The sequence below is a fragment of the Sphingomonas sp. AOB5 genome, assembly GCF_029433115.1.
Taxonomy (GTDB): Bacteria; Pseudomonadota; Alphaproteobacteria; order Sphingomonadales; family Sphingomonadaceae; genus Sphingomonas.
This window is the reverse complement of the sequence record NZ_JARNTV010000015.1, coordinates 1-21,163: the sequence shown is the minus strand read 5'-3', so window position 1 is coordinate 21,163 and position 21,163 is coordinate 1. Positions and strand designations below refer to the sequence as shown.

The 21,163-nt window shown below is 67.0% G+C and carries 16 protein-coding genes and 1 pseudogene; 10 read left to right on the top strand and 7 right to left on the bottom strand.

Annotated elements, in window-relative coordinates; all coding sequences use genetic code 11:
• The first annotated feature begins 17 nt into the window (after window positions 1–17).
• Window positions 18–1,676 (top strand): carboxylesterase family protein, encoded by a 1,659-nt coding sequence (locus tag P1X14_RS08955; protein ID WP_277314997.1) that lies wholly within the window; start codon window positions 18–20, stop codon window positions 1,674–1,676.
• Window positions 1,673–3,244, top strand: a complete 1,572-nt coding sequence (locus tag P1X14_RS08950) for an AMP-binding protein (RefSeq protein ID WP_277314996.1) — start codon at window positions 1,673–1,675, stop codon at window positions 3,242–3,244. Before P1X14_RS08955 ends, P1X14_RS08950 begins: the two co-directional genes overlap by 4 nt.
• Window positions 3,245–3,250: 6 nt before the next feature.
• On the opposite strand, the gene bktB is transcribed toward P1X14_RS08950, so the two are convergent.
• Together bktB and P1X14_RS08940 are read right to left on the bottom strand one after the other, a co-directional pair.
• Entirely contained in the window at window positions 3,251–4,429 is a 1,179-nt protein-coding gene (gene bktB / locus P1X14_RS08945; RefSeq protein ID WP_277314994.1) for a beta-ketothiolase BktB, read from the bottom strand.
• Complete coding sequence (locus P1X14_RS08940; protein WP_277314993.1) at window positions 4,426–5,313, bottom strand: SDR family NAD(P)-dependent oxidoreductase; 888 nt, start codon at window positions 5,311–5,313, stop codon at window positions 4,426–4,428. Before P1X14_RS08940 ends, bktB begins: the two co-directional genes overlap by 4 nt.
• Before the next feature lie 128 nt (window positions 5,314–5,441).
• Here P1X14_RS08940 and P1X14_RS08935 point away from each other — a divergent pair, with 128 nt between their 5' ends.
• Window positions 5,442–6,185, top strand: coding sequence for an FCD domain-containing protein (locus P1X14_RS08935; RefSeq protein WP_277314992.1), 744 nt, complete (start codon window positions 5,442–5,444; stop codon window positions 6,183–6,185).
• Between the two features lie 52 nt (window positions 6,186–6,237).
• Here the strand turns inward: P1X14_RS08935 and P1X14_RS08930 are convergent, their stop codons facing one another.
• A complete protein-coding gene (locus P1X14_RS08930) occupies window positions 6,238–7,905 on the bottom strand; it encodes a GMC oxidoreductase (RefSeq protein WP_277314991.1) in 1,668 nt (555 codons plus the stop codon).
• Window positions 7,902–8,801 carry an NAD(P)-dependent oxidoreductase gene (locus tag P1X14_RS08925; protein WP_277314990.1) on the bottom strand — a complete coding sequence of 300 codons (900 nt, stop codon included), beginning with the start codon at window positions 8,799–8,801 and terminating at the stop codon, window positions 7,902–7,904. Before P1X14_RS08925 ends, P1X14_RS08930 begins: the two co-directional genes overlap by 4 nt.
• Before the next feature lie 148 nt (window positions 8,802–8,949).
• On the opposite strand from P1X14_RS08925, the gene P1X14_RS08920 reads away from it, so the two are divergent.
• From P1X14_RS08920 to P1X14_RS08910, 3 genes are read left to right on the top strand one after another with little or no spacing between them, the layout of a single operon-like run.
• Window positions 8,950–10,194, top strand: coding sequence for an MFS transporter (locus P1X14_RS08920; RefSeq protein WP_277314989.1), 1,245 nt, complete (start codon window positions 8,950–8,952; stop codon window positions 10,192–10,194).
• A gap of 53 nt (window positions 10,195–10,247) precedes the next feature.
• Window positions 10,248–11,030: an AraC family ligand binding domain-containing protein gene (locus P1X14_RS08915; RefSeq protein WP_277314988.1), complete on the top strand. Its 783-nt coding sequence runs from the start codon at window positions 10,248–10,250 to the stop codon at window positions 11,028–11,030.
• Window positions 11,031–11,043: 13 nt separating this feature from the next.
• Window positions 11,044–11,826, top strand: a complete 783-nt coding sequence (locus P1X14_RS08910) for a glutathione S-transferase family protein (protein ID WP_277314987.1) — start codon at window positions 11,044–11,046, stop codon at window positions 11,824–11,826.
• A gap of 52 nt (window positions 11,827–11,878) precedes the next feature.
• Here P1X14_RS08910 and P1X14_RS08905 read toward each other — a convergent pair whose 3' ends face one another.
• The 3 genes from P1X14_RS08905 to P1X14_RS08895 form a co-directional block, all read right to left on the bottom strand.
• A complete protein-coding gene (locus tag P1X14_RS08905) occupies window positions 11,879–13,228 on the bottom strand; it encodes an LLM class flavin-dependent oxidoreductase (protein ID WP_277314986.1) in 1,350 nt (449 codons plus the stop codon).
• A gap of 118 nt (window positions 13,229–13,346) precedes the next feature.
• Window positions 13,347–14,267, bottom strand: coding sequence for a LysR family transcriptional regulator (locus P1X14_RS08900; protein WP_277314985.1), 921 nt, complete (start codon window positions 14,265–14,267; stop codon window positions 13,347–13,349).
• Window positions 14,268–14,311: 44 nt separating this feature from the next.
• Window positions 14,312–14,842 (bottom strand): carboxymuconolactone decarboxylase family protein, encoded by a 531-nt coding sequence (locus P1X14_RS08895; RefSeq protein WP_277314984.1) that lies wholly within the window; start codon window positions 14,840–14,842, stop codon window positions 14,312–14,314.
• A 195-nt stretch (window positions 14,843–15,037) separates the two neighbouring features.
• Between P1X14_RS08895 and P1X14_RS08890 the strand changes: the two genes are divergently transcribed.
• The 4 genes and pseudogenes from P1X14_RS08890 to P1X14_RS08875 form a co-directional block, all read left to right on the top strand.
• On the top strand, window positions 15,038–16,657 hold the full coding sequence (locus P1X14_RS08890; RefSeq protein WP_277314983.1) for a long-chain fatty acid--CoA ligase: 1,620 nt from the start codon (window positions 15,038–15,040) through the stop codon (window positions 16,655–16,657).
• Between the two features lie 132 nt (window positions 16,658–16,789).
• Window positions 16,790–18,988, top strand: a complete 2,199-nt coding sequence (locus P1X14_RS08885) for a TonB-dependent receptor (RefSeq protein ID WP_277314982.1) — start codon at window positions 16,790–16,792, stop codon at window positions 18,986–18,988.
• Window positions 18,989–19,109: 121 nt separating this feature from the next.
• Entirely contained in the window at window positions 19,110–19,958 is an 849-nt protein-coding gene (locus P1X14_RS08880; protein WP_277314981.1) for a fumarylacetoacetate hydrolase family protein, read from the top strand.
• Window positions 19,959–19,975: 17 nt separating this feature from the next.
• A pseudogene (locus tag P1X14_RS08875) lies at window positions 19,976–21,163 on the top strand (transketolase); the annotation flags it as partial.

Below are 21,163 nucleotides of genomic sequence, written 5' to 3'. Positions count from 1 at the left end.
CAATCCGGGGAGAAGTCATGGCGATTGCCCATCGCATCGCGGCCCTGAACGCCGCGACCCTATGCGCCGCTGCCCTGTGCGCGGTCGCGCCTGCAGAGGCCGGTCCGGTCGTTCGCGCGCCTGCAGGCGCAGTGCAGGGCGTCGAAGCCAATGGCGAGCGCATCTTCCGCGGCATCCCCTACGCGCTGCCCCCGGTCGGCGAGCGGCGCTGGAAGGCACCCGATGCCCTTCCCGCATGGTCCGGCGTGCGCGACGCGAGCGCGTTCGGCGCCGCCTGCCAGCAGCCTGCGGCACCCGCCGGCAGCATTTATGCCGAAACCTATCCGGCGATGAGCGAGGATTGCCTGTCGCTCAACATCTGGGCACCGGCCAAGGCGAAGAATGCGCCGGTATTCGTGTGGATACACGGCGGCAATCTGGTCCGCGGCTCCTCGCAACAGGCGATGTTCGACGGCGCGGCGCTGGCGAAGCGCGGCGTGGTGGTCGTCTCGATCAACTATCGCCTCGGAATCTTCGGCTATTTCGCCCATCCCGAACTGAGCGCGGAATCGCCGCGGGGCGTGTCGGGCAATTATGGCCTGCTCGATCAGATCGCTGCGCTGCGCTGGGTCAACCGCAACATCGCCGCGTTCGGCGGCAGCAAGGCGAAGGTGACCATCGCGGGCGAATCCGCGGGCGGCCTCGCGATCCTGCACCTGCTCGCCGCACCCGATGCCCGCGGCCTGTTCGCCAGGGCAATCGTCCAGAGCGCATCGCTGATGAACATCCCGGAGCTGAAGCAGGCGAGCCATGGCCTGCCCTCTGCGGAAAGCACCGGATCGGGCTTCGCCGCCATGGCCGGCGCGAGGACCCTCGCCGATCTGCGCGCGATCGACGGGCCGCGCCTCACCGCGCTGGCGCAGGGCCGGTTCGCCTCGACCGCCATCGTCGACGGCAAGATCCTGCCCCGCCAGCTGATCGAGACGTTCGAGCGCGGCGAGCAGGCGCGCGTACCGCTGATGACCGGTTTCACCGCGGGCGAGATCCGCACGATGAAATCGATCCTGCCGATGCTGCCCGACGTCTCGCAGTTCGATCCCGCGAAATACGAAGCCGCGATCCGCGCCAATTATGGCGAGCTGGCCGACGCTTTCCTCCGCCTCTATCCGGCCAGCGACATCGATGGCGGCATCTTCGGCGCGGCGCGCGACGGCTTCTTCGGATGGACCTCGCAGCGGCTGGTGCGCGAACAGGCGCGGATCGGGCAACCCGCGTATCTCTACTTTTTCGACCATGGCACGCCTGCCGCCGATCAGGCCGGCATCCATGCCTTCCACGCCTCCGAAGTGCCCTACATGTTCGGCACGATCGGACAGGTCACCGCACTGTGGCCGAAATTCCCCGACACCGCGGCGGAGCGAACGCTTTCCGATGCGATGGTCGATTACTGGACGTCCTTCGCCCGCTCCGGCGTGCCGAAGGCGCCGGGCCAGCCGGCCTGGCCGTCCCACAACAAGCGAGCCGATTATATGATCTTTGCCGGTACGCCGCGCGTCGCGACGGACCTGATGCCCGGCCAGTACCGGCTGCACGACCAGGTCGTGTGCCGCCGCCGCGCAATGGGCAACATCCCGTGGAACTGGAATGTCGGCGTCGCCTCGCCTGCACTGCCGCCTGCCGTGGAAGCCTGCCGGTGATCGACGGGAGCATCCAATCCTTTCCGCTGACGCTGGACCGGATCCTCGATCATGCCGCCAAATGGCATCCCGATACCGAGGTGGTCACTGCGGGCGAGGGCGGCATCAATCGCCGGGTCGATTATGCGACACTGCGCCAGCGCGCGCTGAAGGTCTCCTCGCTGCTGCGCGACTATGGCGTGGTGCGGGGCAATCGCGTGGCGACGCTCGCATGGAACAGCCAGGCGCATGTCGAGGTATGGTACGCGATCATGGGCATGGGGGCTGTGTGCCACACGCTCAACCCGCGCCTCACCGCGACCCAGCTCGCCTGGATGCTCGGCCAGTCGGGCGCGACGATCCTGATCGTCAGCGCCGACCTTCAGCCGCTGGCGGCAAAGATCGTCGCGGAAGCGCCGCATCTCGAACGCGTGCTGGTGATCGACGGTGAAGCCTCGCCCGGGATCGGCGCGACGCTCGAGCCGCTTATCGAGGCGGCATCGCTCGACATCGCTTGGGGCGGCTTCGACGAGACCGCACCGAGCGGCCTGTGCTTCACCTCGGGCTCGACCGGCGCGCCCAAGGGCGTGACCTATACCCATCGCTCCAGCTTCCTCCACACGCTGCGGCTGATGCAGGCGGACGTGCTGGGCGTGCGTAGCACCGACAGCGTGTTGCCGGTGGTGCCGATGTTCCACGCCAATGCCTGGGGCCTGCCCTTCGCGGTGCCGGGTGCCGGCGCGAAGCTGGTCCTGCCCGGCCGCCATACCGATGGCGCCAGCCTCGCCCGGCTGATCGAGAGCGAGAATGTGACCATCGCGGTCGGCGTGCCGACGGTGTGGCTCGGCCTGTGCGAGCATCTGGAAACGACCGGCACGCGGCTGCCTTCGCTGCAGCGGATCACCGTCGGCGGCGCGCCGATGCCGCCTGCGCTGATGGCGCGGATCGAGGACCAGCTCGGCGTGGCGGTGCAGACCAGCTGGGGCATGACCGAATTGTCGCCGGTCGGCACCTTCGGCGTGATGACCGATGCGGATCGCCCCGCCGCCATCTCGGGCCGTCCCGCGCTCGGCGTCGATCTGATGCTGGCCGACGAGAAGGGCGATCCGCTGGCCGACCAGCGCGATCGGGAAGGCCGGCTGCATGTGCGCGGCGCGGCGGTGATCGAGCGCTATTTCGGGCAGGAAACGCCCTGCGCCGATGCCGAGGGCTGGTTCGATACCGGCGATCTGGCGAAGATCGACCGGCGCGGAAACCTGATGATCACCGGCCGGGCCAAGGACCTGATCAAGTCGGGCGGCGAATGGATCAACCCCGCCGAGATCGAGGCGGTGGTCTGCGCGCTGCCGCAGGTCTCGCTCGCCGCGGTGATCGGCCGCAGCGACGATAAATGGGGCGAGCGTCCGATGCTGCTGGTCGAGCTGCGCGAGGATCAGGACATTTCGGACCAAGACCTGCTCGGCGCGCTGCGCGGCCGGGTGGCGTCGTGGTGGATCCCGGATTCGGTCGTGCGCGTGCCCAGCATGCCGCTCGCTTCGACCGGCAAGATCGACAAGCTCAGCCTGCGCGCTTCGTTCAGCGGCGGCTGAGCCGGGTCACACCCGCTCGACGATCAGCGCGATCCCCTGTCCGCCGCCGATGCACATCGTCGCCAGCCCATAGCGTCCACCGGTCCGCGCGAGTTCGTGCACCAGCTTGGTGGCGATGATCGCGCCGGTCGCGCCAACCGGATGGCCGAGCGAGATGCCGCTGCCATTGGGATTGACCCGCTCGGGATCGAAGCCCAGCGCATCGGAAACGGCGCAGGCCTGTGCCGCGAACGCCTCGTTCGATTCGATCACGTCCATGTCCGCGATCGAAAGCCCCGCCCGCGCCAGCGCCGCCTGCGTCGCCGGGACCGGACCCATGCCCATATAGGCGGGATCGACACCGGCATGGCCGTACGCCACGATCTTCGCCATCGGCGTCAGCCCATGACGCTCGACCGCATCCGCCGTTGCCAGCACCAAGGCCGCCGCACCGTCGTTGATCCCCGATGCATTGCCCGCGGTGACGGTGCCGTCCTTGCGGAAGATGGTCCGCAGCTTGCCCAGCTCGGTCGCATCGGCGTCCGGGCGGACATGCTCGTCGGTGTCGAACATCCGCGTGGCGCGGCCGGCCTTCACCTCGACCGGCACGATCTGCCCGTCGAACCGCCCTTCCGCGATCGCCCGGGCCGCGCGGCGATGGCTTTCGGCTGCATATTCATCCTGCCGCGCGCGATCCACGCCGTGCCGCTCGGCGACATTCTCGGCGGTGACGCCCATCAGCCCGGCGCCGAACGGATCGGTCAGCGCGCCGTTCAGCCCATCGACCAGCAACGCATCGCCCATCTTCTGGCCCCAGCGCGTCATCGGCGCGAAATAGGGGGCACGGCTCATCACTTCGCTGCCACCCGCCACGGCAATGTCGGCATCGCCCAGCATCAGCATCTGCGCGGCGGACACCACCGCCTGCAGGCCCGAACCGCACAGCCGGTTGAGGGTCAGCGCAGGCACTTCCTGCGGAATCCCCGCCTCGATCCCCGCGACCCGCGCCAGATAGGCGTCGCGCGGCGCGGTCGGGATCACCTGTCCGAACACGACATGGCCGACCGTCGCCGGATCGACGCCACCGGCTTCCAGCGCGGCACGGGTGACGGTGGTGGCCAGCACCGCCGGGGTCTCGTCCTTGAGCGACCCGCCAAAGGTGCCGATCGCGGTCCGCTGCGCCGCGACGATATAGACCGGGGTCATGCGCGCACCATATGCGCCGCGCGCATGCTCATCTCGTAGCGATACTGTTCCTCGCCGCGCGCGGGGATCGCTTCGCCTTCGCGGGCGGCAACCTCGCCCAGCCGTGCCAGCAGCGTGTCGGCAACGCCTTCGCCTTCGCCCAGATACAGGCCTTGGGTCATGGTGACATGCGCCTGTTCGAAGCTGCCCGCCCCGGCCAGCAGGATCGCCCGGCTCGGCGCATCCTCGCTCGACAGCGCGACGATCACCGGGCTGACCAGATCCGGACCGAGGCCCGCCAGCATCTCGGGCGAATAGAGTTCGTTGGTCATCCCCGTCGCCGCGCTCGGCGCCAGGCAATTGACGCGGATGCCATAGCGCTCGCCCTCGATCGCCAGCGTCTGCATCAGGCCGACCAGCCCCATCTTGGCCGCCGAGTAATTCGCCTGCCCGAAATTGCCGTACAGGCCGGAGGACGAGGTGGTGAATATGATCCGCCCGTAATTCTGCGCGCGCATCGTATCCCACACCGCCTTGGTGCAGTTCACCGATCCCATCAGATGCACTTCGAGCACCAGCCGGAAATCGTCGAGCTCCATCTTGGCGAAGGTGCGGTCGCGCAGGATGCCGGCATTGTTGACCAGGATATCGATCCGGCCCCAGCGGCTGAGCGCAGCCTCGCACATCGCCTGCACGCCCGCGAAATCGGCGACGCTGACGCCGCACGCCATCGCTTCGCCGCCTGCCGCCTCGATCCGGGCACAGACCTCGGCCGCGGCATCGCCGTTCAGATCGGCGACGACGACCTTCGCCCCCCGCGCCGCCAGCGCGACCGCATGCGCCGCACCCAGTCCGCCGCCGGCCCCGGTCACGATCGCCACGCGCGTTCCCAGTTCGATACCCATCGCCAAAATCCCTTCGCTCGCGACCCAGCCCGGTGCCGGTGCCTTGACCTTTTCCGGCAGGCATTCCCCATTGGCATCGGGGTGCGCGGCATCTATCAATTGTTGGATTGTTGGACAAAGGATTTTTGATGCAGTTCGGGAAGCTTCAGATCGCCCGCGCCTATCAGGCGGTGCAGCAGGCGCTGGAGGATGCGATCATGAGCGGCGCGCTGGCGCCGGGGCAGCCTTTGCCGACCGAGACGGAGCTGGCGGAGAAGTTCGGCGTCACAAGGCACACGGTGCGCGAAGGAATGCGCGCGCTCGAACAGAGCGGTCTGGTCAAGCGCGACGCCGGCCGCCGCCTGCATGTGACCCGCCCCAAGCACGACGCGCTCGCCTCGCAATCCTCGCGCGCATTGCTGATGCAGCAGGTGTCGTTCCGCGAGATCTGGGAAGTGGCGATGCAGCTCGAACTGCTGGCGATGGACCTGCTCGCCGAGCAGGTGGACGACGCGCTGATCGCCGATCTGGATGCGAATATCGCCGCGATGGCGCTGGCGCTGGAACGCGGCGAATCGATCATCGCGCTCGACGTCGCCTTCCACGCGCTGATCGCGCACGCCACTCGCAACCGCGTGCTGCTGCTGTCGCGCGAGCCGGTGTCGCAGCTCTTCTACCCCTCGCTCGACCGTCTGTTCACCCATCCGAAGACGCGCGACCGTTCGCCGCAGCGCCTGCTCGACGCGCATCGCGAGATCGTCGAGGGGCTGCGTGCGCGCGATCTGCCCGCGGCACGGTTATGGATGCACCGGCACATGGCCGATTTCCGCCGCGGCTACGAACATGCCGGCCTGTCGCTCGACATGCCGATCTCGGGACAGGACCCCGTCTAGAGTCGCTTTCAGTTAGCGGGCCGGCACCGCATCCGCGTGCGCGGATCAGACTCTAACCGAACGAAGCGGCCAGCTTCTCGGCGATCATCAGCGTCGGGATATGGGTGTTGGCGGTCGGGATGCTTGGCATGATCGAGGCATCGGCGACGCGCAGGCCGTCAACGCCGATCACCCGCCCCTGCGGATCGCAGACCGCGCCGGGATCGTCCGGCGGCCCCATGCGGCAGGTGCCCGAGACATGGCCCATCGGGAAAGCATGCTGCAGCACGAACGCCTCCAGCGCGGCGGGATCGGCAAGCAACGCCGCCGGATCGATCGTCATCCCCGCCAGCGCCCGCCGCCGCACCATCGGAAGCGTATCGAGCAGCACCCGCAGCACCGACGAAAGCACACGATTGGCGGCGCGCGGCCGCGACACGCGCGCAACCATCGGCCCGCCCGCAACGAAGCTCTCGCGATGATGCGCCACCACTTCGGGCGCGATCATCAGCGCCAGCGCAAGTTCCACCCCGGCGATCAGCCGCTCACGGTCGCGCGCATCGTCGAGCAGGTTGAACCGCACTTCGGGCATCGCCACCGGATCGGCGCTGCGCAGCGTCACCGATCCGCGCGAGAAGCTCTTGTACGCGCTGACATTGATCGATCCGATCGCCCGGCCCAGCGCGTGCGTGCCGGTCTTGTTGAACGCGAACAGGAACATGTCGCCCGCCGGGCATCCGGCCATGCCCGAGGAATAGCGCAGCGCATCCTGGCACCAGCCCGGCTGCGACACGCTCTGGCGCGACCCGCGATCCAGCCAGGTGGCGAGATACAGTGCCGGATGGTTCATCAGCTGCGCGCCGACCCCAGTCCGGTCCGCCACCACCGCTATCCCCAGCGAGGCCAGCGCAGCGCCCGGCCCGATCCCGGATCGCAGCAGCAGCGCAGGCGAATGGATCGCTCCGCCGCTCAGGATCGTCTCCCGCGCGCGAATCTCCGTCCCGCCGGCCCGTACGCCGGTCACGCGCTTCCCCTCGAACAACAGCCGCTCGACCGTCGCGCCGCACATCAGCTGCAGATTGGGCCGCGCGCGAACCGCAGGCGTCAGATAGCCCATCGCCGACGACACCCGCCCGCTCGGCAAATTGCTCATCGGCAGCGGGAACAGCCCGTCGCGGAAATCGCCATTGGCATCGTCGAGAGAGCCATGCCCCCGCGCAGAGATTGCCTGCCCCACCGCCGCGCAGAACGGCGGCCATGCTTCTTGCGGGTGGCGGCGGATCGGGATCGGGCCGCTATCGCCATGCATCGCCCCGCCGAAATCGCGGTCGCTCTCCAGCTTGCGGAACCAGGGCAGCACGCCTTCCCAGTCCCAGCCGGTCGCCCCCATCGCGGCCCATTCGTCATAGTCGCTCGCCAGCCCGCGCAGCGCGAGCATGCCCATGATCGAGGAGCCCCCGCCCATCATCCGCGCCTGGTGATAGGGGCGGGAGAAACGCGCGCCGCCCCCCGCCGGCTTCGCCCCGACTTCGGCGATCAGTCCGGGCCAGAAGAAATCGGGTTCGGACACGGACGACGGAAAGCAATCGCGCACGCTGGCCGGTTCCTGCCCCGGCGCATGATCCGGTCCTGCCTCGATCAGCAGCACCCGGCGAGACGGGTTTTCGGAGAGCCGCGCGGCCAGCACGCATCCCGCCGCCCCGGCCCCCACCACGATATAGTCATATCCGGCTGCGCTCACGCCTTGCTCCGCGTGACGCCCGCCAGCCGCTCCATCATCGATCCCAGCGACGCCGGGTCCTTGCCGCCCCATCCCTGCGCCATCGCCAGCACATGCTGCTGCACGGCGGTGGCCAGCATCGGCACCGGATGACGCAGGCTCCGCGCCATATCGGCGATCAGTTCGGCATCCTTGTCGACGATCAGCGCGTACATCGCGGCGTCGGGATACGCCTCGCTCACCATCATCCGCCCGCGCAGCTCGAAGATGCGCGAGCTCCCAGCGCTTGCGGCGATCGTCTCATAGGCCCGCGCCGGATCGAGTCCCGCATGGACCGCAAGGCTCATCGCCTCGGCCGCCACCACATTGTGTGCGATCACCATGTGATTGATGATCAGCTTGATCGTCGCGGCATTGCCGAAATCGCCCATGTCGAAACGCTTAAGCGCGATCTGCTCGACCAGTGCACGCACCTGCGGCGCATCGCGGCCATCGCCGCTGACATAGAAGCTGTGGCTGTCGGTCGCGACCATCTCGGGCGTGCCGCTGATCGTGCAGTCGAGCATCGTCCAGCCCGCAGGCGCCAGCCGGTCGCGCGCCGCGATCTTCTCGGGCGGCAGCAGCGTATCGATATCGAGGATGATGCCGGTACGCGGGCAGGCCGCGATCTGGCCGACCACGTCGCGGAAGATCTCGACCGTCGGCAGCGCAAGTATGAGCAGGTCCGCGCGCGCCGCGACATCGGCAACATCCTGTGCGGCATGCCCGCCCGCCTCGCCGAACGCCGCCATCGTCGCCGGAACCGGATCGTAACCGATTACCTCGCGGCCCGCCGCGATCAACCGCCGCGCCAGGCACATACCCATCGATCCCAGCCCGATCATCCCGACCGGCATCGCCACATCGCCTGCCGCCATGCGCGCCTCCTCTCCCGATTGATCTTTGCCGCTGGCTATCGCCCGCGCCGCGCCTGCCCCTCATCAAAAGATCGCATGCACCGCGCCGATATTCTTCATGATCGCGCAAACGGCGCCGCTGTTAGCCTGACCCCTGGGAGAAGGATGCATGGACAGAAGCGACGGCGCGGCGACAGCCGGGGCCGAACTGCGCCGCGGATGGGTGCTGATCGCCGCGGTGATCCTCGGCAGCGCGATCGGGCCGACGGTGCTGGTGCCCTATACGGCAGGCATCTTCATGCCGGCGCTGCAGGCCGAGTTCGGCTGGACGCGCGGCATGACCTCGCTCGGCGTCACCCTGTTCCTCGCCACCACCGCCCTGCTCGCGCCCGCGGCAGGCACGCTGGCGGACAAGAGCGGCGTGCGGGTGATGCTGCCGGTCTCGCTGCTGGCAGGCGCCTTGTGCTTCGGCGCGCTCAGCCTGCTCGACGGCAGCTATCCCTTCTATCTCGCGGTCCTGCTGCTGCTCGGGCTGATCGGATCGGGCGCCTCGACCCTGATCATGTCGCGCATCCTGACCGCGGCGTTCGACAAGGCACGCGGCACCGCGCTCGGGCTGGGTCTTGCCGGCATCGGCATCACTTCGATGATCGGGCCGAGCCTGCTCAGCCATGTCACCGCGCTGCATGGCTGGCGCGGCGCCTATCTCGCGCTGGTCGTGCTCTTGCTGGTCGCGACGCCGCTGGTCGCCATTCCGGTATGGCGCCACGAAAAGGCCAAGCCGGTGGTCGCGAAAGCGGTCGAGACCGCACGCGGTGGCTTTGCCGCGATCCTCGGCCGTCCGGTCTTCTGGAAGCTCGCACTCAGCTTCTTCCTCGTCCAGGTGTCGATCACCGGGCTGCTGGTCCACTTCATACCGCTGCTCAACGATCGCGGCATGTCGGCAAAGGAAGCCGCAGCCTATGCCGGCATCATCGGGGGCATGATGATCGTCTCGCGACTGATCACCGGCGTGGTGATCGACCGGGTGTTCGCGCCGCACGTCGCGCTGGTGGTCACCGCGGTGTCGGCGGGCGGCGTCGCGCTGCTGGCATTCGGCGGCGCAGGCATGGCGCCGTTCGGGGCGATCGCGGTGGGGCTGGTGATCGGCGCCGAGTTCGATCTCGCCGCCTATCTCGCCTCGCGCTACTTCCCCGCCACCATGTTCGGCCGGGTCTATGGCATGTTGTTCACGGTGATGGTGATCGGCACGCTGACCTCCACCTCGCTCTACGGTTTCTGGGCGGATCTGGCGGGCGGATACGATCCGGTGCTGATCGCGGCGACCATCGGGCTGTCCTGCGCGGCGGCGATGTTCCTCACCCTTCCCCGCTTCGCCATCAGCCAGCCGCATGAGGCGGCCGGGAAATCGTGATGCGCCGCGGCCGGCAAGGACTGATATAACCGGGGAAAATCAGGGACGAGGATATGGCGACGATCACGGCATCCGCAGGCACCGCATCGCTCCGCAAGGCAGCCGATTTCCGCATCGAGCTGCCGCACCAGCCCGGGCAGGCGCATCGTTCGGCGGCGGGCTGGACGATCGACTACAAGCTGCAGGAACTGACCGGCGGCCTCGCCCGCGCCATTTCCACCGTGCCCGATCAGTTCGCGGAAAAGCCCGCCTTCGGCAGCCCGTGGCACTATCACGATTGCGATCTTCAGGTGGCATTGGTGCTCGAGGGATCGATCGAGCTGGGCTATCGCGGCGACAGCTATGCCCGCGCGATCAAGGGCGACATATTGTTCATCCCCGGCCATGTGCTGCACGACGTCAGCGCGCCTTCGGCCGATTATCAGGTCGCCGAGATCACCTTTCCCGGCAGCTTCGGCACGACCGAAGCCACGATGCCGCCGCGCGATGTAGTGACCCCCGCCGCAACGCTCGGCCCCAGCGCCGCCGAACGGATCGGGGTGACCGACGGAGTGATCGAATATCGCTATCCGGTTGCCGGCGGCCTCGACGGCCGCTTCGCGATCCGCCGGCTGGTCAGGTCACGGGTCGATGCGTTCGAACCCGGCATGCGCAGCCATGACGATGCCTGGCGCTTCACCATGGTGATGCAGGGCTGGAACGATGTGGATACCGGCGGCGGGGCGATGCGTGCCGAGGCCGGCGATCTGCTGGTAGTGCCTGAGGGTGCCGCCTATGTCGATCTCGGCTATTCGGCGGATTACGAAGCGGTGCAGGTCCGCATGCTGGCGCAATAGCGGGACGCGACGAATGGCCGAACTCTATGTGATGCACCACGCCACCTGCGCGCGGAAGGCGCTGTTCGCGCTGCTGGAAAAGGGCGCGCCGTTGCCCACGGTCGAGGTCGACCGCATGTATCTGGTCACCCCCGAATATCGCGCGATGAACCCCGACGGGCTGGTGCCGACGCTCAGGCTCGACGACGGGCAGGTGCTGGTCGAGTCCACGGTGATCATGCGCTACATCGACGAGGCCTATGACGGCCCCTCGCTTCAGCCCGCCGATCCGGTGCGCCGCGCGCAGATGAACCTGTGGATGAAGTGGATCGACGAGAAGTATTTCCCCGCCCTCGGCGCGCCGACCGCCGCCACCTTCCTGCGCAAGCTGTTCGGCATGCCGGGTGACGAACAGAAACTGGCGGCGATGCTCGCCTCGCTCACCGATCACAATGCGCGGATGATGCGCGAGGAATGCATCCGCATGGGCCTCGCCTCGCCCTTCTCCGAAGCTGGCCTCGCGAAGCTGCGCGAAATGCTCAAGCGGATGGACGAGGTCCTCTCGCGCCAACCTTGGTTGGCCGGCGACACGCTGACGCTGGCGGATTGCGCGATGGCGCCGATCATGCTGCGGCTGAACGAAGTCGGGCTCTCACCGGCCTGGGAGCAACTGCCCGCGCTGAGCGACTGGTGGCAGCGCCTGTCCGCACGCCCCACGATGCGCCGGCTCGTCGACATGGCCGACCCCTCGCTGCTGGTCGAACTCATCGATTCGTTCACCGAAGCGCGCGACCAGCTTCTCAAGCGTTTGCGTTAGTCGATTCCCCGGCGGATTTGGGGCGACCCGAGGGCCGCCGGGGAACGCCCGATCAGCGGCGGAACTTGCCAGCCATGTGATCGGGCGCGATGCGCGAATAGCCGAACAGCTTCTCGCGGAAGGTGCCGGGCCGGTATTCGGTCTTGTAGCGGCCGCGCTTCTGCAGCTCAGGCACCACCATCTCGATGAAATTCTCGGTCGTCTCGGGATTGACGATGCGGGCGATGTTGAAGCCGTCGATATCGGTCTCGTCCATCCAGCGGATCATCTCTTCCGCCACCTGACCCGGATCGCCGATGATCGCGACATTGGTGCCGCACAGCGCCTTTTCCTCAAGCACCTGGCGCAGCGTCCACTGGTTGCCGCGGGTGAACATCTCCAGCGCCGACTGGTTGGCGTCGTTCTTCTCGTACTGGATGATCTCGTCGGGCGGATATCTGGACAGGTCGATGCCCATGATGCCGGACATGGCGGCGATCAGCCCCTCGAAGCTGGTATATTTGCGATAGTCCTCATAGCGCGCCTTCGCCAGCGCCTCGGTCTCGTCGACGAACACCGACACGCCGGTGAAGAATTTCACCGATTGCGGATCGCGGCCCTGATCGGCCAGCGCCTGACGGACCCGGCCGACCTGCGCCTTGACCAGCTCGGGCTTGGTACCGTTGAGATAGACGCCCTCGGCATGGGTCGCCGCGAACTGCCGCCCGCGCTCCGAACCACCTGCCTGAAACAGCACGGGGGTGCGCTGCGGCGAGGTCTCGACCGCATGGATCGCGCGGAATTTGTGGAACTGGCCCTCGTAGACGATCTCCTTGATCTTCGAGGGATCGGTATAGAGGCGCTTCTCCTTATCCTTCAGCAGCGCGCCTTCGGCCCAGCTTTCCTCCCACAGCCGGTAGACCGCTTCGCAGAATTCATCGGCCATTTCGTAGCGCAGGTCGTGCTCGGTCAGACTGGGCTTGCCCATCGCCAGCGCCCCGCTGCGCAGATACGACGTGACGATGTTCCAGCCGAGCCGGCCCTCGGTCATATGGTCGAGCGTCGAGAGTCGCCGCGCGAACTGATAGGGCTGCTCGTACGAGGCGCTGCCGGTCATGGTGAAGCACAGATTGCTGGTCGCGCCGGCCATGCCCGCCACCACGATCGCGGGATCGAGGCTGGGCGATTGCGATCCGTTGCGCAGCGCCGCGTCGGCCTTGCCCTCGTAAACGTCGGGGATGCCGTACACGTCGGCCAGGAAGAAATTGTCGAACAGCCCGCGCTCCAGCATCCGGGCGTAATTGGTCCAGTAGCTGAGCTTGGTGTAATCCATCGAACGATCGTTCGGATGCGCCCAGAGGCCAAAGGCCTGGAAGCTCGGATTGCCCTGCTCGAGCGCGTTCAGGCGGATTTCCTTGGGCATTGCGTCCTCTCACTTGGTCTGCCCTGCCGGGCATGTTCGCTGCGCCGGAGCTTACGCGCAGCGGCGGCGCGGCGGGCATGATGAATTTACGCCGGGTCCATCGGACCCCCTGATGAAATCAGCCGGCGGTGACGGCGGACGCGACGCCCCAGGCATCGGTCGCGCGGCGCGCTTCCTCGATCATGATCTCGGCAAAGGCCTCGGCTTCGGGCGCGAGCTGGGTGCTGGTCCGCCGCAACAGCATCACGTCGAACGACAAATCGTCCAGCGGCCGCACGCGCAGCCTGCCGGCATCGGCGACCGGATCGAACATCACCAGCGGATTGACCATCCGCCAGTCGCTTCGGCTAACCAGATCGAGCGAGGCCAGCGCCGAATCGACTTCGAACGACGCGCCGATCTCGACGCCCTTGGCCGCCAGCGCGGCGATGATCGCGGTCCGCCGCGCCTCCATCCCGCTCGCCCAGATGATGTTGACCGGCGCACCGGGCCAGGCTTCGCCGTCTTGCGGATCGTGGCGCGAGGCGAGGCATTCCGGCGTGGTGAACAGCGCGCGCGCCTCCACGCCTGGCGCGCCGCCCTGCAGCGTGCAGATCGCGAAATCGACATCGTCGGCGGCGACCATCGAGGGCAGGATCGTGCTGTACGCCTCGACGATGCGCACCTTCACATTGGGGTGCAGCGCGTTGAAGCGCAGCAGCGCAGGCGCCGCGATCCGGTGGGTCAGCGCGGGGATGATGCCGACGGTAAAGCTGCCCTCATACCCACCCTTGAACCGCGCAACGTCGATCGATGCCTGTTCCAGCGAGCGCAGCAATTCGATGCAGTGGCGATAGAGAAGGTCGGCCACCGGCGTCGCGCTCACCCCCGCTTTCTCGCGCACGAACAGCTTCACATCGAGCAGCATCTCGAGCTGCCGGATATGATGGGACACACCCGATTGGGTGCTGTTCTCGCGCTGTGCCGCCGCGGTGAAGGATTTCTCCTCATAGGCCGCGACGAAAAGGCGGATGTCCTGAAGCGATCCCCGAAACGCCAATTCCCTCTCCTGTCCCCGAAACTAAGGAGAAGTGACGCCGCGCGTCAATCGACCGGCACGTCGAGCGAGGCAGTCAGGTGCGCCAGCCCGACATAGAGTGCGAGGGTCAGCGACAGCTCGACCACGCTGCGATTGTCCAGCACGCCGGTCAGCGCCGCCGCATCCGCGGGCACCACCCCCCGGCCCTTCGCAAAGGCATCGGCATAGCCAAGGATCGCGCGCTGGCGATCGGTCAGCCCTGCCCCGTCACCCACGCTGCACGCCACGTCCATCTCGGCGTCGCTCAGCCCCGCCGCCGCGCCGAGACGCCGGTGATGCCCGATCTCATAATCGCCGTGATGCACGAACAGCGCACGCAGGATCGCCAGCTCGCGCTCCGCCGGATCGAGGATCGTCTTGAAGCGCAGCGCATGGGCCAGCCCGATGAATGCCGCGAACACCTCGGGCGAATTGGCCAGCGTGCGGTGAATGTTGACCACCCCCACCGATCCCGCGGCAAGGCGGCCGAACACTTCCGCGACGATCTCGTCCTGCGGCTCGGCGACCAGTGATACCGGTACGCGCGGATTGTGCATCGGCTTCCTCTCCTGTGGATTTTCCCATCCTGTTAGCAAGGCTGCGCCCGCCCGCGCCATGATCGATATCGCGGCGGTCCATCAGCAGCGTTGATGAGCGGCCCGCAAAGCTTTCATGTGGCGCAGCCCGGGGCGGCTTGTAGGCTGGGGGCAAATCGGCGGCGCCAAGGCCGCGAACGAACGAGAGGATATCCCATGTTGCCGGGCCTGATGCAGACCACGCCGCTCCAGATCAGCGCGATCCTGCGCTTTGCGGCAACGGCACATGGCGATCGCGAGATCGTCTCGCGCCTGATCGACGAGCCGATCTGGCGCTACGATTATGCCGCGCTCGAACGCCGCGCCGGGCGATTGGCCAGGGCGCTGGTGACGCTGGGCGTCGCGCCGGGCGACCGGGTCAGCTCGCTCGGCTGGAACACGCATCGCCATCTCGAACTGTTCTACGGCGTCACCGGCATGGGCGCCGTGCTGCACACCGCCAATCCGCGGCTGGCCGAGGACCAGATCGCCTATACGATTCAACATGCCGGCAGCGGCGTCCTCTTCTTCGAACGCAACATGCTGGCGCTGGTCGAGCGGCTGAAGCCGCATCTGGGCCAGGTGCGGCACTATGTGATGCTCTCCGACGATGCCCGGCTCGATCCCGGCACGGTCGGCGCCACCGGCTATGAGGCCCTGCTGGCCGGACAGGAAGACGGCTTCGCATGGCCGGTCTTCGACGAGAACAGCGCGGCCTTTCTCTGCTACACTTCGGGCACGACCGGCGATCCCAAGGGCGTGCTCTACAGCCATCGCGCGGTGGTGCTCCACGCCATGGCCGGCGGGCTGAACAGCGCTCTGGGCTTCTCCGCGTTCGACGTGATCATGCCCTGCTCGTCACTCTATCACGCGACGGCATGGGGCCTGCCCTTCATCGCGCTGATCAACGGCTGCAAGCTGGTGCTGCCCGCCGACAAGATGGACGGTGCCAGCCTGCACGAGCTGATCCGCGACGAAGGTGTCACCTTCTCGGGCGGCGTACCGACGATCTGGACCATGTATCTCGCGCATCTCGAGGCGACCGGCGGCGATGCCGGCACGTTGCAGCGGCTGGTGATCGGCGGATCGGCGGTGCCCCGCGCCATGGCCGAGACCTTCCAGAAGAGATACGGCGTGGTCGTCCGTCAGCTCTGGGGCATGACCGAGACCTGCCCGCTCGGCGTCGTCGCGACACCCACGCCCAAGCTCGCGGATGAGGGCGAGGATTATCTCGACGAGGTGATCTGGACCCGTCAGGGCCGGCTGCAATTCGGCATCGAACTCAAGATCGTCGACGAGGAAGGTGCCGACCTGCCCCATGACGGCGAGCAATCCGGCGCGTTGATGGTGCGCGGGCCATGGTGCGTGCAACGCTATTTCCGCGCAGAGGAGGATGCGGCCGACGCGGACGGCTGGTTCGATACCGGCGACGTCGCGACGATCGACGCCTATGGCTTCATGCGCATCACCGATCGCAAGAAGGACGTGATCAAGTCCGGCGGCGAATGGATCAGCTCGATCGATCTGGAGAATGTCGCGGTCGCCTGTCCCGGCGTGAAGATCGCGGCGGTGGTCGGCATCTTCCACCCCAAATGGGAGGAGCGCCCGCTGCTCGCGATCGAGACGCATGAGGGCGTGACGGTCAGCGAAGCCGAGGTCCGCGACTTTCTCTCCACCCGTATCGTCAAATGGTGGATGCCCGATGCGGTGGTGTTCACCCCCGTGCCGCTGACCGCCACCGGCAAGATCGACAAGAAGGTGCTGCGCGACCGCTATCGCGATCACCTCGCGGGATAGCGCAGGCGAGGGGGCCATTGGTTTCCGACATGGCCTGCATCGAAACTGATCATGCGCCGAAAGGCCCGGACCGCACTTAAGGTCTGCCACGCAGCCCGCATAACCGGGCGCGCCCATATGGGGAGGAAGCTGATGAAGATTCTCACGCGCGGCCATGGTCGCACCCTCGGTGTCGCCAGTCTCTTGCTGGCAGGAAGCGCTCTCATGCCGGCCACTGCCTGGGCACAGGCCGCCACCGAAGAACAGGCCGAGGCCGAACCCGCCAATGCCGATATCGTCGTGACGGCGCAGCGCCGTTCCGAACGGCTTCAGGATGTGCCGATCGCCATCTCCGCGCTCGGTTCGGAGGGCCTCGAAAGCCGCGGCATCGCCTCGGCCGAGGATCTGCAGGGCGCCATTCCCGGCCTGTCGATCACCGGCTTTGCCGGCGTCAACTCGACCAACCTTGTCTCGCTGCGCGGCATTGCCGGCCAGCCGGTGCCGATCGGCGCGAGCCAGGCGACCGCCGTCTATCTCGACGGCGTATTCCTCGCCAAACCCGACGCCGCCTTCTTCGCGCTGGAGGATGTCGAGCGGGTCGAGGTGCTGCGCGGTCCGCAGGGCACGCTCTACGGCCGCAACGCCACCGCGGGCGCGATCAACATCATCACCCGCGAGCCGAGCCAGCAGCTCGAAGGCAAGCTTGCCGCCAGCTATGGCAATTACAACAGCATCGACCTGGGCGGCTATGTCGCCGGTCCGCTGGGCGGCAATTTCTCGGGCAGCCTGTCCGGCTCCTATTCGTCGCGCGACGGCTATTACCGCAACACGGTGACCAACAACCGCATCGGCAAGACCGACAGCTATACCGGCCGCGCGCGGGTGAAGTATGAGAATGGCGGTTTCGACGCGACCCTGTCGGGCGATTACACCAGCCGCTACTCGCAGGACATCTTCACCCCCGCCACGCTGGTGAGCGGCCAGGTGCTGTTCAACACCAAGACCGTCTCGACCAATATCGAGGATCAGATCGGCACCCGGCTGAAGACCGGCGGCGTCTCGCTGACGATGAATTTCGAGGCGGCGAACAACTTCACCGTCACCTCGGTCTCGTCCTATCGCACCTTCGATTTCTTCACGATCTACGACATCGACGCGACCACCGCGACCTCGATCCAGCCGATCTTCACCAACAAGATCGACACGTTCAGCCAGGAGGTCCGCGGCGTCTATACCGGTGAGCGGCTGCGCTTCACCATCGGCGCCAACTACTATCAGGAAGAAGGCGACGTGATGCTTCGCGTCAATCCGGTCGCCTATACCGAGGCGCAGCTGCGCCTCGATCCGCGCCCGCATGCGCAGAACCACCTGACCGCGCTCGCCGGCTTCGGCCAGTTCGAATTCGACATCACCGACACGCTGACCGTGGTGGCCGGTGCGCGCGTCAATTACGAGACGCGCGACTTCTCGATCGACTATTCGACCGCGGGCACGCCGGGCCAATATCCGCCGATCATCGGCAATGTGAACGACACCGCATTCCTGCCCTCGGCCGGCCTGAACTTCCAGCCGGACAGCAACCTGCTGTTCTATGTGAAGGCCAGCCGCGGCTATCAGTCGCCGGGCTTCGCCTATCAGCCGGGTGCGGGCGGCGCGCTCAACACCTTCGGCGCGGAGAAGCTCTGGGCCTATGAAGGCGGCGCGAAGATGCAGTTCGCCGATCGCCGCATCACCCTCAACACCGCGGCCTTCCGCTACGACTATGCCGGCATCCAGCTCCGCCGCCTGATCTCGCCGCTGATCTCGCGGATCGAGAATGTCGGCTCGGCAAAGGTGACGGGTATCGAGGGCGAGCTGATCGTGGTGCCGGTCAACGGGCTGACGCTCAGCGCCCAGGCGACCTATTCGGAGGGTGTCTACACCAATTTCTGCGAAGGCATCACCACCGGCACGCCGCAGAACAACGATCCGCAATGCGTCGGCACGCCGGCGCCCACCGCGGACCGCGCCGGCAACGCGCTCAATCAGGCGCCGCGCTGGTCGGGTGGCGCATCGATCAACTACAAGACGCCGATCGGCGGCGACAACAAGCTGAACTTCAATCTCAGCTATAGCTGGGAATCGAACAGCTACTTCACCGCCGCCAACGAAGCCCAGGTCTCGACCGGCGGCTGGCACAAGCTCGACGCCCGCGCCGGGATCGAGCTGGCCAACGGCCTCGAAGCCTATGTCTTCGGCCACAACATCACCGGCGACCGGCACATCGTGATGGCGTTCCGCTTCGGCGGCGCGGTGTCGGCCGTCGTCAGCGATCCGGCGACCTACGGCGTCGGGTTGAAGTTCGGCTTCTGATCCGTCCGGCTTCGGCCGACGGCAAGGGAAGGCGTGAAGGGCCGGGTGCAACGCTGCGCCCGGCCCTTTGACCAAGAGCGTACAAAGGCCCGGGCATCCCGGGCGGATGGGATGAAGTGCGATGAAGCTGGTCCGGTACGGAGAGATGGGAGCGGAGCGGCCCGGGCTGATCGACGGCGAGGGCCGGCTACGCTCGGTCGCACCGCTGGTGACGGACTGGACGCCCGAACTGCTCTCACCCGATGCGCTCGCGATCCTCGGCGCAGTCGATATCGACCGGCTGCCGCTGGTGCCGGGCACGCCGCGGCTGGGCGTACCGGTGGCCGGGCTGCGCCAGATCTTCGCGGTCGGGCTGAACTATGTCGATCACTCGGTCGAGACCGGCCTCGCCCTCACCACCCACCCGATGCTGTTCGCCAAGAGCATCGCATCCTTGTGCGGCGCGAACGACGATGTAGCGATTCCACCGGGCGCGGCAAAGCTGGACTGGGAGATCGAACTGGCGATCGTGATCGGCCGCACCGGACGGCATCTCAGCGAAGCCGAGGCGCTGTCGCACATCGGCGGCCTGTGCCTGTCGATCGAATTCTCCGAGCGCGCCTGGCAGATGGAAATGGGCGGCCAGCACGGCAAGGGGAAGAGCTATGACCGCTTCACCCCGCTCGGCCCCTGGCTGACGACGATGGACGAAGTCGGCGATCCGCAGGCGCTGGCGATGCAGCTCGAGGTCAACGACGCGGTGCGCCAGCGTGGCTCCAGCAGCGACATGGTATTCGCTATCGCCGCGATCGTTTCGCATATCAGCCAGTTCCAGACGCTGCTGCCCGGCGACGTGATCCAGACCGGTACCCCGGCAGGCGTCGCCTATGGTGCTGAAAACCCGGTCTATCTCAAACCCGGCGACGTGGTTACATGCCGTGCGGACAAGCTCGGCACGCAACGGCACCGGATCGTGACCGAGCAGGTTTAGGACCCAGAGGCTTTCCCATGACGACGACGATCAGCGAACAGGCCCAGACCCGGCAGATGCTGGAGCTGCTCGACACCCGCCTGCGCTGGCTCTCGTCCTGGACCGTCCACAACGCCAACCACCTGCGCGAGAAGCGCGACGGGCTGAAGGTCGGCGGGCATCAGGCCAGCTGCGCGTCGATGACCGCGATCATGGCCGCGCTCTATTTCCACGCGCTGCGCCCGCAGGACAAGGTGGCGGTGAAGCCGCATGCCGGGCCGGTGCTGCACGCGATCCATTATCTGCTGGGCAATCAGAGCCTCGATCAGCTCCAGCGCTTCCGCGGCCTTGGCGGCGCGCAAAGCTATCCCTCGCGCACCAAGGACAAGATCCCGGTCGATTTCTCCACCGGCTCGGTCGGCCTCGGCGTCGCGGTCACCGCCTTTTCCAGCCTGGTGCAGGATTATCTGATCGCGCACGGCCAGCTCGACGAAGCCGGTGCCGGGCGGATGATCGCGCTGATGGGCGATGCCGAGCTGGACGAGGGCAATATCTACGAGTGCCTGATCGAGGGCTATAAGCACGACCTGCGCAATTGCTGGTGGGTGGTCGATTACAACCGCCAGTCGCTCGATCACACCACCGCGGACCGCATGTTCCGCCGCTTCGACGATATCTTCGAAACCTGCGGCTGGCGCGTCCTCACCCTCAAGCATGGCAAGCTGCAAAAGGCGGCGTTCAAGCGGCCCGGCGGCAAGACGCTGGAGGAGTGGATCGATAACTGCCCAAATGCCGATTATGCGGTGCTGACCTATCAGGGCGGCGCGGCATGGCGGGCGCGGCTGACCGTCGATATCGGCACCCGGCCCAATGTCGAAAAGCTGCTCGCCAGCTTCGACGACGATGCGCTGGCCCGGCTCATGACCAATCTGGGCGGTCATTGCATGGAAACGCTGATCGACGCGTTCGATAGCGCGCAGGACGAGCGTCCGACCCTGTTCATCGCCTATACGATCAAGGGCTTCGGCCTGCCGCTGGCGGGCCACAAGGACAATCATTCGGGGATGATGAACCCGCCCCAGATCGCCACTTTGCGCGCGAGTCTGGGCATCGCCGAGGGCGAGGAATGGGATCCCTGGGGCGGCCTCGGCGGCAATGTCGCGACCCAGTTGAAGGCGTTCGTCGGCCGCAGCGCGCTCGCCGCCCGTCCGCCCGAGCCGAAGGCC

Bases quoted from the DNA above. Each gene is read 5' to 3' on its own strand.
- P1X14_RS08920 (WP_277314989.1), top strand. From the start codon at position 8,950: ATGGACAGAAGCGACGGCGCGGCGACAGCCGGGGCCGAACTGCGCCGC.
- P1X14_RS08880 (WP_277314981.1), top strand. From the start codon at position 19,110: ATGAAGCTGGTCCGGTACGGAGAGATGGGAGCGGAGCGGCCCGGGCTG.
- P1X14_RS08910 (WP_277314987.1), top strand. From the start codon at position 11,044: ATGGCCGAACTCTATGTGATGCACCACGCCACCTGCGCGCGGAAGGCG.
- P1X14_RS08925 (WP_277314990.1), bottom strand. From the start codon at position 8,801: ATGGCGGCAGGCGATGTGGCGATGCCGGTCGGGATGATCGGGCTGGGA.
- P1X14_RS08915 (WP_277314988.1), top strand. From the start codon at position 10,248: ATGGCGACGATCACGGCATCCGCAGGCACCGCATCGCTCCGCAAGGCA.
- P1X14_RS08935 (WP_277314992.1), top strand. From the start codon at position 5,442: ATGCAGTTCGGGAAGCTTCAGATCGCCCGCGCCTATCAGGCGGTGCAG.
- P1X14_RS08905 (WP_277314986.1), bottom strand. From the start codon at position 13,228: ATGCCCAAGGAAATCCGCCTGAACGCGCTCGAGCAGGGCAATCCGAGC.
- P1X14_RS08885 (WP_277314982.1), top strand. From the start codon at position 16,790: ATGAAGATTCTCACGCGCGGCCATGGTCGCACCCTCGGTGTCGCCAGT.
- P1X14_RS08955 (WP_277314997.1), top strand. From the start codon at position 18: ATGGCGATTGCCCATCGCATCGCGGCCCTGAACGCCGCGACCCTATGC.
- P1X14_RS08890 (WP_277314983.1), top strand. From the start codon at position 15,038: ATGTTGCCGGGCCTGATGCAGACCACGCCGCTCCAGATCAGCGCGATC.
- P1X14_RS08940 (WP_277314993.1), bottom strand. From the start codon at position 5,313: ATGGGTATCGAACTGGGAACGCGCGTGGCGATCGTGACCGGGGCCGGC.
- P1X14_RS08895 (WP_277314984.1), bottom strand. From the start codon at position 14,842: ATGCACAATCCGCGCGTACCGGTATCACTGGTCGCCGAGCCGCAGGAC.
- bktB (WP_277314994.1), bottom strand. From the start codon at position 4,429: ATGACCCCGGTCTATATCGTCGCGGCGCAGCGGACCGCGATCGGCACC.